Annotated in this window: 4 protein-coding genes; all 4 read right to left on the bottom strand. The window is 60.2% G+C overall.

Annotation, left to right across the window (positions count from 1 at the left end; translation table 11 throughout):
- Positions 1–231: 231 nt before the first annotated feature.
- The 4 genes from GM655_RS20035 to GM655_RS20050 all read right to left on the bottom strand — a co-directional run bounded on the left by GM655_RS20035 (position 232) and on the right by GM655_RS20050 (position 13,049).
- Complete coding sequence (locus GM655_RS20035; RefSeq protein WP_155436445.1) at positions 232–963, bottom strand: substrate-binding periplasmic protein; 732 nt, start codon at positions 961–963, stop codon at positions 232–234.
- A 102-nt stretch (positions 964–1,065) separates the two neighbouring features.
- Positions 1,066–8,112, bottom strand: a complete 7,047-nt coding sequence (locus GM655_RS20040) for a hypothetical protein (protein ID WP_155436446.1) — start codon at positions 8,110–8,112, stop codon at positions 1,066–1,068.
- A 12-nt stretch (positions 8,113–8,124) separates the two neighbouring features.
- Positions 8,125–10,809 (bottom strand): zinc metalloprotease, encoded by a 2,685-nt coding sequence (locus GM655_RS20045; RefSeq protein ID WP_155436447.1) that lies wholly within the window; start codon positions 10,807–10,809, stop codon positions 8,125–8,127.
- The gene (locus tag GM655_RS20050; RefSeq protein WP_155436448.1) at positions 10,809–13,049 is read right to left on the bottom strand and encodes a hypothetical protein; all 2,241 of its coding nucleotides are present in this window, start codon (positions 13,047–13,049) and stop codon (positions 10,809–10,811) included. The genes GM655_RS20045 and GM655_RS20050 overlap by 1 nt, the downstream gene beginning before the upstream one ends.
- Positions 13,050–13,446 lie beyond the last annotated feature (397 nt).

Raw genomic sequence — 13,446 nt, forward strand, 5'->3', positions numbered from 1 at the left:
TCCTCTTCTGTCGTCGTTAAGTAACGGATAGAAGTGTATTGATGCGAAGCACAAAAAACTTTGATCCAAGTCAAAATACAAACTCTTTTTTCGGTGCGCCTAAATTTTGGCTCAAATTCGCGCTGTAAGCCCTCAGGGGCGTTTTTTTACGACTGGTGGCGGAGGGGGTAGCCATTTATGGTGGCGCCTATGCCAGGGGTGTCAGGGGCGGCGCAAGCGGTGGCTACGATGTTAGCGGTAACGTGCGAGGATCTGGTCCACGATGCCATCGTGCAGCAGCCCATCGATGGCGCGGCTGGCTTCGGCAAACGGCAACGATGCTTTGCGCGAGAACGCACACTGGGCTTTGTAGGAGAAAAACACCAGGTCGGCGCGCAACTTGAGCTGCGGGTGCATGCGCTGCATGTAGTTGAGGATGTTTTCGCTGGCCATGGTGTAGGGCGTTTTCGCCGCCAGCATGTTTTGCAGATTGGCCTGCATATTCGGCGCATCGACGCGCGCGAAGCGCCGGCCCAGCACTTGTTCGATGCGCGGATAGCGGTAGCCGGCAACGGTGCCGGTCGGTTTGTCGCGCAAATCCTTGAGCGAATTCAGATGCGGCGCATCGGCTTGTGCCACCACCATTTCAGCGTCGGGCAGCATCGGCACGCTCCAGTCGTACTCGCCATCGATCCAGCTCGGCGAGACATAGCACATGGCATCGGCTTTGCCGCTGGTGAGTGCGGGCGTAACGCCGTACACATCCACGCTCAGGTAGACCGCGCGCCGGCCCAGCCGCTGCGCCAGTGCGTCGCCCAGGTCTTTGACGATGCCGCCCGCCAGCACGCCATTCTGGAAGCGCACCACGGGCATGGTCTGGTCCAGCGGTGCCAGCATCACCAGTTCGCCGGGCGCAGCCTGCACGGCCTGCAAAGGCAGGGTAGCGAACAGAGCCAGCAGCAGGGACGGGAGGCGACGTTGCATGAGCGTGTTGTGGGGTGGCGACCGGAACATTATAGACCGAGTGGCGCGGCCGTGCCGATCCGGCCAGGCACAGTGCTGTGCCTGGCGCAGCAAGGGCTGGCTTTATACGCTGGCTGCGGCGTCCAGCATTTGCTGTATGTCGTCGGCCGCCCAGCCCGTCGTTAGCAACATCTCGCGGATGTGTTCGGCATCGATGGCGCTGTCGGCCGCCAGACCGGCGCTTAACTGGTCCAGTGCGCTATGGGCCTGCTGCTGTATGCTGGCCCATTCATCATCGCTCAGTTCGCCGGCAGTGCCGACCGCCAGCGGGCTGGCAGCCAGCGTGGGCAGGGCGGCCGTGACTGGACTGGAGATGGTCGCCGGCGGCAGCGTGTGCGCTTGCTCTGCCGGCAGGAAGTGCTGGGCCGCGCTGCGTCCTGATTCCAGCATGGTGCGCCGGTAAGCCGGGTCCATCAGGAAACGTAACAGGGCGCCGGCTGCGGCGGCAAGACTGCTGAAGCCGCGCCGTATCATGCTGGCAGCATTGCTCAGTATGGCGCTCTGCACCAGCTGGGGTATGCTGGCCATGACGTCGCGTCCGGCCAGTGCTTGCAGATCGGCTTGCTCGAACAGCAGGTCGAGCTGGAAACGTATGCCGAACAGCCATACCGAGGCCTGCACCTTCAGACTGAACGAGGTCTTGCCTGTGGCTGGCGGCGCGGGCAGGGGATGGACGGTATCGTCCGCTGCCAGCGGCAACTGCCATTGCGTGGCTTCGCGCAGTCGCAGCAGTTCGGCTTCTACTGCCCAGCGCTGCTCGGCGCTGGCGCTGAGCGGCTGTCCGGTGGCGCTGCGATCTGCGCGCGCCTGTTGTTCTTCTTGCTGGGCCTGCATGTATGCATTGCGTAGCTCGGCCTCGGGACGACGCGTCAGCAGATCGCGGATTTGTATCACGGCCCGGGTGATCAGTTGTTCTTCGCGCCGCAGCTTGCCTACTGTATCGCGTAGCTGGCGCGCCTGCACACGGTCGCCGCCCGCTTCGCACCGGTCCCAATCGAGTTCGGCGGTCTCGATGGCCATGCGTATCAGGGTCCGGTCGTGCAGCAGCGCGTCGGCTTCGTTCTGCAGCAATGCGTAATGGGCTTCCACTTCCACGCCCAGGCGGCGGGCGGCGGCAGCATAGGCTGCTACTTGCGCGGCCCTTTCCACGGCCGTTGCAGGCGCCCGCTGTTCCAGCACCTGACGTAATCCCAGTAATTGTTTTTCCGTCGAAACGATTTCCTGGCGCAGTGCATCGACCGCATCGTGACAGGTATTGAGCCTGGCCTCGGCACGCAGCCGCGCTGCAGCGGTGCGCAACAAGGCTTGCTCGAGTACCGAGGCCAGTTGCTGGGCATGCTCGGCCAGTTGCTGGCGCGTTGCTGCGGCCTGCTGACGCCGGACGATTTCCTGTCGCTGCAGTTCTTCCGGATCGATCGCGCGTTCGGTGGCGAGGACGATGGAGCTATCGATGATAAAGCCGGTGCGCAAGGAGAATACCGGGCAAGGCAGGCCGGTCAGGGCTTTGACGGCGGCCGCCAGTGCCGCGCCGATATCGAGTACCAGTGCAAAGTGGGCATGGGCGGCGATATCTGCCGGCGACGACATATGCGCCTGCAAGCTCAGTGCGTGGTGCAGTCCGGCAAAGTCGATCTGATGCTGCAGGGCGAAGGACAGGGTTTGCTGCTCGGCCTGATAATCGATATCTATGCTGCTATTGGCGATGCCCAGCAAGGCGATGGCGCCGTGCAGGGAGAAGCGCCGTAGCTGGCCCTGCTCGATCTGCAGCAGCGCCGCCGGTTCGCCGGCCGGCCGGGCGCCGGCCTCGATACGCACCAGCCCACCACCTAGCGAGATCGGGGTGAAGTCGCCACGCATCAGCAGACTGTTATCACGCCGTATCACCTCCAGCGCCAGTGTGGCGGCCATGAAGGCGAGCTGTAGCCTGAATTCGTCGACGTTTTCGCTACGGCCATCGAGCTGGCGCGTGCCGCTAAACAGGGCAAGCCGGGCGGCAAAACGGAAGCCGCTACCCAGGCTGAACAGCAGGTCGCCGTGCAGTTCGAAGGAGACGCCGGTCAACCGGCCCGACAAGCAGCCTTTGAGCTGCAGCGGGCAGCCCTCCGGCAGCAGGTTGAATCTGCCGCCCAGTGCTATCTCCTGGCGGTTCAGTTCCCAGTTCGCCTCAAGCACGGGTTCGCTACGCCCCAGCAGAGCGGGATCCATACTGGCGCTGGCCCGGCCGAATACGCGGAAGCCGCGTGGTTCTTGCCCCGCTGCCACCCAGGCTGCACCGGCCAGTTCGATATCGAGCAGGCCGGCTAGCCGGCCTTTGAAGCGCAGGCCGGCGCTCATGCCGTCGCCACTGACGGCGCCCAGTGCGACCAGGGTGTCGAGCTCTATCACGCCGGCCAGATCGGCCTTGCCCCGCAACAGCGCCACCACGCCGCGCGTCGCGGCCGTGACCCGCGGGCGGGCACGCAGATGGATGCCGAGCTGGCCGGCCGCTGCCGCGTCCGTACACGGATCTATCCAGCCGGGCAAGGTTGCGTAGCCTAGCGAACTGTCGGCGGGCAGATAGGCCAGTATCTCCTGCACGTCTTCGTCGCGGTTCAGCTGCAGGGTGGGAATGGCGGTGCTGACGAATTCTTCCGGCGTGGTGAGGGCCCAGTCCAGCCGGGTGTTGAGGAAGCCGAATAGCGCCGCCTGTTTGCTGCCGACCCGGTACTTCAAGGGTATCGCCTGTATCAGATCATGTGGCGAAGCGCGCTTGATGGTGTTGAGCAAAGACCAGATCAGCTTGAGGGTGTTGACGGGTTCCAGCGCTTGCTGCGTGCCCAGCACCGTGCCGCCCGTGACGGCGCCCTGGGGCCAGGCCGCATCGTCATAGGCATCGAGGAATTTCGGCAGGCGCAGGTAGTTGGGTCCCACGGTGAAGACGATGTTCATATGCTGGGGCAGCTGGTCTAGCGGGAAGTAGAAATCCGGCGTCCTGAAATATTTCAGGGTATTGGAAAGGATGGCCAGCATTTCCTGCGCATCGAATTCCGGTCTCGGCAGGGAGAAACTCGAAACGATTTCCGTGCCCTCGACAGAGACGATTTCCAGCCCCAGCTTGTCAAAGAATAGCGGCACCGGTATGGGGACGGGACCGGCCGGAATGATCAGCATGGTGAAGTCGTCGAGGATGGCGGTGCGGCGCAGGCGCGCCGCCTTAGGCAGCACATTCTGCATCTGCTCGAATGGCAGCAGCAGTGTGGCCGCCAGGGTCGGCACGTCGAACAGATCGAGGCGCAAGCTGCCGGCCAGCAGTAGCAACTGGCCACCAGCGACGGCGCCGAAACTGAGCTTGCGTAGCTCGACGCCGATCAGCATGGGGAAGCCGGGCAGCAGCAGGCGGATGGGATCGCCCTCGGTGGAGACGGCGAATTCCACGCCGCCCGCTGCCTGCAGCGTCAGGCTAAAGCGGGCTGCCTGCGGAATCGAGATTTCCAGATAGTCCTTGAAGCGTTCGGGCAACCGTTCCAGTTGGTCGCCCAGCGCATTGAGGGGCATGCGGATGGCGTCGGGCAGGCGGCCGCCATCCAGCGTGCCGCCATTCTCGGCGATCATCTGCTCCAGCATCTCTATGCTGAAGTCTTTCAAGCCTGTTTGCGGATTTTGCTGGAACAGCGAGAAAGTCTTGATCGGTATGCCGCGCGGAATCGCTGCGCCTATCTTGCTGAGGATGTCGGCAGTCTGGCTGTCGTGGGGGCGCACGGCCTGGGCCAGCACGGAGAACAGCGCGCGCAGCGGGGTGAGCGGTAAGCGCAGGCCGCGTTCGCGGTCGATGGCGAAACCGCCGCTGGCGGAAAAACCGCCCTTGCCGCCCAGCGACAGGGTAGGCAAGTCGATCACCACCAGGCCGAATTCGCCCAGATCGAGCCGGATCTTACCGTTCTGCACATCGAAGCCGGCGAACGGCGAGTTGAGCATGGCCAGTGTGATGCCGTCCTGATGGATGCTGAGGCGGGCGCGGATCAGGCCACGATCGGCCGCTGCCGGATCGTAGGTGCGAAATACGCGGCAGGCGGCTTCCTGGCTACCGGTGCGGTCACCAAAGATGCGGTTGAGTTTGGACGGCAGACCAACGCAGAGTTCGGCCGACAGGGCCGGCGCCTTGCCCAGCGTGATAGCGATATTTTCCACGTCGAGTATGCCTGTACCCACATCGAGTGCATCGGCGCCTTCGCCCAGTACCGGAATGCGTAGCACCACGGGCTGGGTCAGCCGGCTCGCCTCCAGTTTGACCCCGTCGCGATTGACCCGGCAGCGCGCCTGCAGTTGCTGGGTCAGGAAGCGATCCAGCGGTCCCGGCATGGCACTAAAGCTCAGGCCTACATCGGCCAGGAAATTCCAGCCCGGTAGCAGCCCGTCCGCCGCCTGGGTATTGCTGGTGCTGTCGGCCAGACGCAATAGACGGATTTCCTGGAAGGCTAGTTTGAGGCCAGGCGCAGCGCCGTTCGTGGCGGGCAGGTCCAGCGTAATTTCGGCTGCTGTCGCCGTGAAACTGAGCCCAGTTTGGCCGGCGGCAGAAAACAGGCTCAGATTACCGTTGCGTATGCGTATGACATCGACCAACTGGAAGTCGCAAGCGTTGGCACTGACACGCCAGGTCTGCTGCTGGCCGTCTGTTGCCAGCGAAAGCGCCAGCTGGCCCAGCGATAGGCTGACCACACCCGGGATGTCGGCCAGTGTCCATGGCTGCGGGAAGTCGGCGCGCAGTTCGAGACTACGTTGGCCGGCATGCTGGCGATAGCCGGCTTGCAGGCTGACGGGCTGGCCCATCAGGCGGGCATCGACTTGTCCGCTCAGGACCAGCGCCTGCTGCTGCTCGTTATAGTCCAGGGCAAAGTGGAAGGCATCGAGGCCGGCAATGTCCAGCAGGGTGGCGCTGCCGTCCAGGCTCAGCTTGCATTGCAGCTGGCCGCTGGTGTTGCGGTCAAACTCGAAAACCAGTTGTTTGATGCACAGCTGGCCTGCCCCCAGCGGCAATGCCAGCTGCAAATTCTGCATGGTGCCAGCGATGCGGAAGGCGCCGCTGGCCGGCGTGACGCTCAGGCTTAGATCAACGAATTCGACAGCGCCCAGCCCTTCCAGTTCGGGCGGTAGGCTGGCGCTGGCCGGCAGCAGCCGGGCCAGCAAGATGGCGATGCGGATTTTCGGTATGGTGCCGAGGAAGGTCAGCGGCGCCCATTCCGTCTGGTTGGCGGCATGGCTGGCGGCGGGTCCGAGCGCGGCACGCACGTCCAGCGAAATATCATCAAGCAGGTTGAAACGTGCGGCCAGCTGGCCGCGCACGCGCCGTTGTGGCGCATCCTTGAGATGCTCCAGCTGCAGGTCTATGGTAACAGCATCGATGCTGAACCATTGTTCGATGATGGTAAACCGGCCGTAAGCCTCGGCTTGCAGACTAAAGGCCTGGCCTGCCAGATCGAAGGCGATGCTGGCACGGGGGAAGCGGATATCGGGTAGCACATCGGCGAGGCCGTTGGCGTCGCCAAGGAAGTGGGTAGCCAGGCTGTGCAGGCATAGCGGCGTCTGGCCCGGATAGAGTTCGGCACGGAATTTTTTTTCCGGCAGTTGCACCACAAAGCGCAGCGGCACGCCAGCAATGCTGAAGCGGGCATCGAGCTGGCATTCGAAACTGCGAACAGCGCGCTGATTGAGCGGATCGGTGACGGTCCAGCTGAGATAGGCATCCTGCGCGCTGAACCAGCCGGGGATGATGTCCCACTGGTGCTGCCAGTTTACGCTGAAACTGAGCGCATCAATGGTGGGCAGGCGGGCCGCTGCTCCGCCGGCACCGGGATCGATCACGACTTCCAGGTCGGACAAGCTGAGTCTGCCTACAGCAGCGTTGAAGCCGCTCGGCAGGGCGGCCGCGATATCGTTGCCGCCTGCCATGCGCAGCAAGTCATCGAGACCGGGGAGTACTATCGGTCCTGTGCCACCATTGGTTGCGCTGCTGTCGGCCAGGACCAGATGCCAGAGCGTACTCGCGACAGGTTTGTTGAGGCGCACGGCGATATCTTGCTCTCCCAGTTGCAAGATACCCCCCAGTGTGCCGCCGACCGACCAGCCTTGCCCGCGCTGCTCCGCTTCCAGTTCGAACGACAAGCTGTGTATGCCGAGCAGGGTTTCCGTGCCCTGCTCGGTCGTGCGTTCGGCGATGTTCCAGCGGTGCGCCGACGTAACGCCCAGCGCTAGCCTTTCGACGCGCTGGTTCCTGGGGATGTAGTGCAGCTCGGCCCGGGATAGCGAGAATCCGCTGGATAACTCGGCGATGCGCTGCGGGATCACCGAGGCTAGCGCCGTACCGCCCAGTAGTGCGGCCAGCTGACGCACATCGGGAAGTGGTGTAACGCTGTCAGCGGCTTGGGCCAGACGGATAGCGCCGCCCAGTGTTGGCAGCGTGACTTCCATCGGCAGCGCAAATGTGCCGGCATAGTCACCCGTCACCGTCACTGCCAGCGTGCCGGAACACATGCCGCTGGCATTGCCGCGCCTATCCTGAATGATGCGGATGGTAGGACGCTGCAAGCAAGCCTCTGGCAAGCCGTCGAGCATCCAGTCCGTGGCCGCTTGCCAGTGCAAGGTATAAACCGGGGACAGTCTGGCGACGCTAATCCGCACGTTTGCCAGTCCCATCGCGGGAAGATCGCAGCGGATCTCGGTGTGTAGCGCATTGTCGTCTGTGCTGGTTGCCAGAATGACTTGGGGTTGCTTGAGTGCGAACGCGCCGAGGTAGCTGCGTGGCAGCGAGGGAAAGCCGTGGTTGAGGGTCCAGTCGTCGGGCAGATCGATGGTGATGCGTAGCGCGACTTCGGTATCGCTGGCATCGAACGCAAATTCGATCAGGCAGTTTTCTGCGCCCAGTATTTGTCCGCGACCGGAGACTTTCAGCTTGTTGCTTTCGGTTAGGATAAGGGGATTTTCGAGCGACAATTCGTTCTGATGGGCGAGCAGCACGAGCAGGTCGGCTGGGCCGGGCAGGGCGGGATTCCCTTTGCTAAGAAACAGGCGCGACTGATTCTCGCCCGGCATCGATATGGCGCGGCGAAACGCGGCCTCGAGATTGGTCAGGGGCATGTCCCCTCTCCTTTATGGCGTAGAGTCAGTTTGATTGAACCCGGAGCGGGTCGGGGCGGAATAGACCAGGTTGCGTTTCTTGCGCTGCTCGCGGATTTGTGCGAGTAGGTCGGGCTGTTCAGCAAAAGCAGTTTGCTCGATCCATTTCCAGTCGTCGTTGATATCGAGTGTTTTTCCGCCGCTCCAGCCGCGTAGTCGCAGAGTGCAAATGGCGCAGAAATGCTTGTAGCGATATTGCTCTGCCTTGAAGTTGGTGTAAGACATAATGCATAGAGGATCGTCGCTCTGATGCAAGTGGGCGGCACCACCTGCAGGTTGCATTTCGGGTGGTGTGGTAGGGAAAGGGGCGTGGGGAAGAAATAGGCTGTGCCCCAGCTCATGCGCCAGGGTCTCCCCCATGGTGTCATTCAGCTGCGGGTGTTTCTTTGCAAACTGGGTAAGCCCCAGCTTGGCAAGTTGGGCCTGTATGCTAGTGCCGCTGCTTTCTGACGAGAATAATGCTTCCGGGAAGGTCAACGTAATCGATGCAATATTGCGCAGTTCGTAGCCGCAATCGCAAGTTTGGTCCGCCGGTGTCAAGGAAAACGGATAGGTCTTGGAGGGTTTGGGCGTATTGCACGCTGGGCACGCCTGGGGCATGGCGGCGTAACCCGAGGCGATACCTATTCCGACCCCTAGTAAACTGTCGGTAAGGTTGTGGGCGAAGTTGTAAGTGAAGATATGCAGGCCCGATGCGCCAACCGGATCGTTAGCGTGTAGTTGATTGAGGTATTCCTGCGCGACCTGGGCCTCGAACATTTGGGCGATATTGTCACATATCGTTTTATAAGCCAGGTCCGTTTTCGCTTCAGGTAGGAGGGGATCAAGGAAATCAGCGTTTTCAGTACCGATGTTGAGAAACTGAGCGACTCTATTGCGATAGTCAAGACGCTGCTCGAAAATCAGGCACATCGTATGTTTTTTTATCTGTTCAGCAATTAATTCATTTCTATATTTTTTATAGAGGTCGCCCTTATCCCGGTCCTGTATTCCGGCGATATTGATCGTAGAATTCTCTTTGCTCTTAAGTAAAAAAACCAAGTGCTCTTTAAGTGGCCCTTTACGCTGCAGCAGTTTTACCAGCGCATTTTTATAGGCAAGCTGGAAGTGTGGATCAACTTTGACCTCAAACTCATCGGGGAACGTCAGCGTGATTCCAGCCTTGCTGAAGAGTCTCTTGAGCTCATCCGAGACGTTTGGATGTAGTTGGGTGCGGTAGAATTTTCCCCCCTCGCGAAACATGTGGTTATGCACTGTCACGGTACGCATGCTACTGAAGCAATAGCTATCTAAGGTGCTGACCTCGCTATCATCATGCGCTAACCCGAGACGCAGACATATGCTGTCTTTGGAGATGACGGGACCATACATGAGAACGCGGCTATAGCCACTTTCGTCCAGTCTGGTTTGTGCGACTTTACCGTCATTGATCAAGTCTATAGGGACGAGGCGGAGCGCGCCGTTGAGTACGCTTGATAGGCCGTCAAGTTTAGCCATGCCTACTGCGTTCAGCTCGGTGGCAGGCGGCTGTTGCCCGGATAGCTGCATGAGTGGACAGCGATAGCGCTGCCCGCCGAATATAGGCGAGGTGTCTGCTCTGCGCCGGGGATGCTCGCCGCTCGTCGTATAGGCCTTATCCAATGCAGCTTTGATGGCATCAGGCAGGTTCGGGTCAGGTGAGACCGTGATGCCGGTCTGCCAGGTCCAATTTAGAACCAGGCCGCGGACCGCCTCAACATCAACGCAGTATTGATGCTCTAGGCCGCTGCAGCGCAGTAGTGGCTGGGCGTACAGTGGAATCATTGGGCCTTGTTTCCAAGGTCCCGCGAGTGCAGTTTTATAGGTCCATAAGTCCTGATAGCTCCTGAAGCCGGTATTGTCATACATCTCGGCATAGCCGGTCATGAAACAATTTCCGGCAAGTTGAAGCACCAGTTGGGAATCAGCTTTGCTGTATGGCTTGAGCGGTAGCGGCGCGGAGTCCGGATATGCCTGGCCCAGTTCTTTGGACACCTGCTGACGGAGTGTCTGAATCAGCGCATTGTTGCGCCTCCTGTATTCCTCGTTATGCCATAGGGTGTATGCATATTTCCTATTCTCAAGGGCATCCTGGTTCGGATTCCGAGTTGGGACAGGGCGGTCTGGCGTCGGGTAGGTGAGGTCATCCACATTGCCGAGCAGGACTTGGATTTTTCCAACCTCCACCTTGAAACAGGTCTCGGCATGGATGATCGAGTTATCAAGCAGAGTGATCAGCAGTTCGAGCTTGAATGGTGAGTTCGAGACAGTTAGATGTTGGCGCAAACCCAGAGACTCTTGGCCCAGCCAGAAGTCGTGCACGCCTGCATCTGGAAAATCTTCTTCGCTGAGCTCGGCATTCAGCAGTTGCAGCCCATCTTTTCCCGTTAAGCGGATTTTGTAGGAGGAGTAGGCCAGCTCGACGGTGTCTGTGGCGGAGTCGTCTTGCTGTTCTGCGTCCTCAATCAGTTCCAGGCTGGCACGTAGCGTGGTATCGGGATGTCCCGGCGCGACATAGAACGGGAGTAAGTCGGAATTCGAGCGGCTCTCATACATGCCTACGCTGATCGTGAGACGCCAGGCGTCCGCTTTCCTGTGGCTACCGGTGCCAGCATCATGGTCATTGTCTGTAGCAGGCATTATTGTCCCTTTCCTTCAAGATTGATGGAGTGCAGCAGCAGGCTAGGTCCGTCATGCCGGGCCGCCAGCAGCAGTTTGCTGCCGGCCCGTGCAATGGCGAACTCGCCCGGGATGGCTGGCGTCAGCTCGCGCACGCGCATGGGCAGGCGCATGTCGCTGCGCCCGCCATCAGCCTGCACGTCTCCATCAGCGAGTTGTAGCTGTGTCGAGTCGCCCCGGCGATATGCGAGCATGGCGCCATGCGGCGTATTGAGAATTTCCGAGATGGCTGCAGTCGGCGCCTTGTGAATTATTTCTGCACGGCCTATGGCCGGCTCATCGCGCTGCAGATCGACCATGACGACGGTGGCCCAGTCGCCGTCGCGAATGTAGTCGCGGTAGGCCAATGCTGCGCGGGTCGGCGACAATAGCGCCAAGCTGACGTCCGTAGCGCCGTCGGCGTAACGGCATACGGTGCCCCAGACCAGGCTGCCTTCCTCCGTCAGCCGACCGATGCGCAGGCAGGCGCCGCTGGCGTTCTGGTAGGCCAGAAGAAAACGGTCTTTGGGCAGTGCAAGCATGCGTGGTTCGCGTTGTGTGCCGGCACCTTTGCCGTCGTCAGTGAAGAGAGGCAGCGGCATGCTCGCGGCTTCGATGCGCTCGGCGCCTATGCGGAGCTGCATATAGCTGGTGCTTCTGCTGCCGCGTTCATCGCTGGCCAGCCACACCACCAGAGCAAGATTCGGGCGTAAGGCCAGCACCGCCAGATCACGCGCGGCGAAAGGCGTGAGCATGACAGGTTCGTCGAACGTCCAGACATTTTCATGACTACGCCGGGCCAGTACTGCATGGGGCAGTGAGCGCTGGCGTAATACGACCAATGCTCGCCCGGCCTCTAGCATAGTGACCGTGGCGGCATCTATGTCTGGCAGAGCCAGTGCAGTAATGGCATTGTTCAACTGTTCCGCCGAAACTGCGGAGAATTTCAGCCGTTCCTGATCCGCGTTGTCGATATAACTGAGTAGTGCAAGGTCGTGGCCATCATGGCTCAGGCGGAGATCGCGCGCTGTGGCTGGGACGCTATGCAGATTGCCTGCGAGAGGGAGGGTGAAGCGGGCAGCGAATAGGCGGTCCTCTCTGCGTCCGAGGACGATGGCGGTATCAGATGCGACCAGCTGAAACGCATATAGCGCGTCTGCAGCACCATCACGCAGACGTTGTTGATGAAATGGTTCGCCATTACCGCGCTGTGTATGCATGACGGCAAATGTGGTCGCATCGCTCGTGTTATAGACGCAGCAGATTGCCGCGCCTGCCGTGGTGCAAATCGCGATCGGCCCCGGCGCTGCAGAAAAATGCCACGTCGCTTGCCACTCTATGCCCGAGGCGCTAATTTGCCCTATGCGCAGCGTGCCCTGGCCGCCGGCATTGCAGGGAGTCGTGGCCACTGCCAAGCGTCCGTCCGGTAAGCGGGCCAGTGCGATGGAGTGCGCTTCTATGCCCAGCGGGGGAATAATTTGAAACGGCGGATACTGTACCGGGTATTCCAGGATGAGGATCTGGACTTCGCGTGGCGCCGTCTCCGGATAGGAGCGTATGTTGGCGGCACCGAGGACGACATGCTGATCGCCCAAGGCTAACATTGTGCCTCCCTGAATTACCCGATTCAGATGTGCACCACAGTTCCAGACAATGGCGCCGTCCGGTTCGACGATTAACCACTCGGCTTTCACTAGATCATTGAGGGCGGCTTCTGGCTGGTACAACAAGATAACGCGATCGCCTGCCGGTGCCAGTTGCAGATGATCGAAGCGGCGTCGCTGGTGTGAAAATAGCGGGTCGGGTATGAAGTGGGGTAATTGTAGTGACCGCAGCGGTATAAGTTCGTCACCGTTCAGACCTAGCGTAAAGATGAAAGCACCTTCGCGGATTTCTCCGACGAGACTGAAGCAGTCGCGTATAGCGCTGACCACGACTAAGTCACGATAACAGCAGCCTGCCAGATTGGTGGTCGCAAAGCGTAAGGGCTGGGGGTGACTAAGTGCTGGCTGATGCCTGCCATTGGGCGGGACTACAAATGCACTCGGCGGGAATGGCAGATCGCATACGCGTCCGAGTATTAATTCACCGGCTTCCAGACGCACCAAGCGGGCACTGGCTGCATCGCTCGCATGCGCGATTAACAGTATCCAGCGATCAGGGGCGAGAGGAATAATTGCACTGGGTTGTGATGGGTCTAATAGCGACTCGGCAAATTCCATGTAGGCTCCCTGAGGATAGTTATCGCTTGATTTGCGATGCGGCCTTGTGATCGCCGGACTCGGTATTGCTGACCTTTATCTTGTCGGACAGCTAGTTAGTCTCGCGATGGTGGGCAAAGCACATCAAGCTCAGACCTGCCAGTACAGTGGCTTAGGGTTCTGGTATTGCGTTAAGGCTGAATGTGTTGAACATGAAAGTGTTAGAAAGCCATCCTATCTACGGCATGTCGCCCAGCCGACACCGGCCTGCAAATATAAATTAAATAGAAGTTTGGAAACTTTATAGTTTTCACAATGACTGCGCCATAGTCCAAATAGACTAAATTTCTGCGATTGCAATGCCAGTGGTGCGAGAAGACGAAGTGGATGCGCGGAAGGTGCGGTGCAGCCAGGTATT

This window comes from Pseudoduganella danionis (assembly GCF_009720775.1).
Lineage (GTDB): Bacteria > Pseudomonadota > Gammaproteobacteria > Burkholderiales > Burkholderiaceae_D > Rugamonas > Rugamonas danionis.

Bases quoted from the DNA above. Each gene is read 5' to 3' on its own strand.
- GM655_RS20035 (WP_155436445.1), bottom strand. From the start codon at position 963: ATGCAACGTCGCCTCCCGTCCCTGCTGCTGGCTCTGTTCGCTACCCTG.
- GM655_RS20040 (WP_155436446.1), bottom strand. From the start codon at position 8,112: ATGCCCCTGACCAATCTCGAGGCCGCGTTTCGCCGCGCCATATCGATG.
- GM655_RS20045 (WP_155436447.1), bottom strand. From the start codon at position 10,809: ATGCCTGCTACAGACAATGACCATGATGCTGGCACCGGTAGCCACAGG.
- GM655_RS20050 (WP_155436448.1), bottom strand. From the start codon at position 13,049: ATGGAATTTGCCGAGTCGCTATTAGACCCATCACAACCCAGTGCAATT.